The 1,590-nt window shown below is 66.2% G+C and carries 1 protein-coding gene; it reads right to left on the reverse strand.

The genetic code is table 11. The features are described 5' to 3' along the window. Window positions 1-1,396, reverse strand: a 1,396-nt coding sequence (locus tag JYJ84_RS36280) for a phosphocholine-specific phospholipase C (RefSeq protein ID WP_205190265.1), incomplete at its 3' end; no start/stop codon positions are given. Window positions 1,397-1,590 lie beyond the last annotated feature (194 nt).

Raw genomic sequence — 1,590 nt, forward strand, 5'->3', positions numbered from 1 at the left:
TCGGCCAGCCGGCGTCGGCCGTCGCAAAATCGAACGCGGCGGTCAGGTCGCCGCACACCGTGCGACGCCACGGCGACACGTTGCCGGCCTTGACCGGATATTGCGCGCCGAAACGCGCCTCGATGAATTGCAGCAGCGACGTGTGATCGAAGGTCTGCGAGCAGACCCAGCCGCCCTTGGTCCACGGCGACACGACCAGCATCGGCACGCGCGGCCCGAGTCCGTACGGGCCGGCCATGTGCGACGCGTCGCCGGGGAATACCTCGTTGGTCGTCGCGACCGTCGACAGCCCGTTGTCGCGCGACTGCGGTGCGAACGGCGGCGGCACGTGATCGAAGAAGCCGTCGTTCTCGTCGTAGGTGATGAACAGCGCCGTCTTGCTCCACACGTCCGGATTCGACACGAGCGCCTTCAGTACCTGCTCGATGTACCACGCGCCGTAGTTCGCCGGCCAGTTCGGATGCTCGGAATACGCTTCCGGCGCGCAGATCCACGACACCTGCGGCAGCGTGCCGTTCTTCACGTCCTGCTGCAGGATGTCGAACAGCGTGCCGCCAGCGCTGATGTTGGTGCCGGTGCGCGCCTTGTCGTAAAGCGGCGTGCCGGGCAGCGCGCTGCGGTACTGGTTGAAGTAGAGCAGCGAGTTGTCGCCGTAGTTGCCGATGTACGGGTTCTGCGTCCAGCCCCACGAGCCGTTTGCGTCGAGCCCGGTGCCGACGTCCTGGTAGATCTTCCACGACACGCCGGCCTGTTCGAGCACTTCCGGATAGGTCGTCCAGCCGTAACCCTTTTCCTCGTTGCCGAGCACCGGGCCGCCGCCCGTGCCGTCGTTGCCGACGTAGCCGGTCCACATGTAGTAGCGGTTCGGGTCGGTCGAGCTCGGGATCGCGCAGTGGTACGCGTCGCAGATCGTGAACGCGTCGGCGAGCTGGTAGTGGAACGGGATGTCGTCGCGCTTCAGGTACGCCATCGTCGTGGTGCCCTTGTTCGGCACCCACTGGTCATAGCGGCCTTTGTTCCAGGCCGCGTGCATGTCCTGCCAGCCGTGCGGCAGGTCCTGCAGGAACTGCAGGCCGAGCTTGTCCGCGCCCGGATGGAACGGCAGCAGTTCGGCCGGGCCGACCGGCTGGTGGAACACCGACTTGCCGTTCGCGAGGCGCAGCGGGCGCGGGTCACCGAAGCCGCGGACACCGCGCATCGTGCCGAAGTAGTGGTCGAACGAGCGGTTCTCCTGCATCAGGATCACGATGTGTTCGATATCGCGGAGGGTGCCGGTGCGGCGGTTCGCGGGAATCGCAAGCGCATCGCGAATCACGGGCGGAAACAGGTTCAGCGCGGCGGCGCCGGCGGTGCCGGCAGCGACGCGCAGGAAGTCACGACGGTTCGATCGAGTCATGGTCGTTATCGTGCGGTAAAGGAGGGAGCCAATTGGCGGGACCTGCTGGAAGGGCGCGCCCGGGTCGCAGGATGCGGCTGCGCCGGGTTGTGCCGCCGCGAGCATAGCGAGGAATCGGTGTCATTCATATGAAGTCCGAAAACGTTTGCGTCCGCATGGAAGCGATTTCGAAGCAGCGTCGACGTGCCTGTCGC

This window comes from Burkholderia sp. LMG 13014, from assembly GCF_905232215.1.
In the GTDB taxonomy this organism is placed as follows: domain Bacteria; phylum Pseudomonadota; class Gammaproteobacteria; order Burkholderiales; family Burkholderiaceae; genus Burkholderia.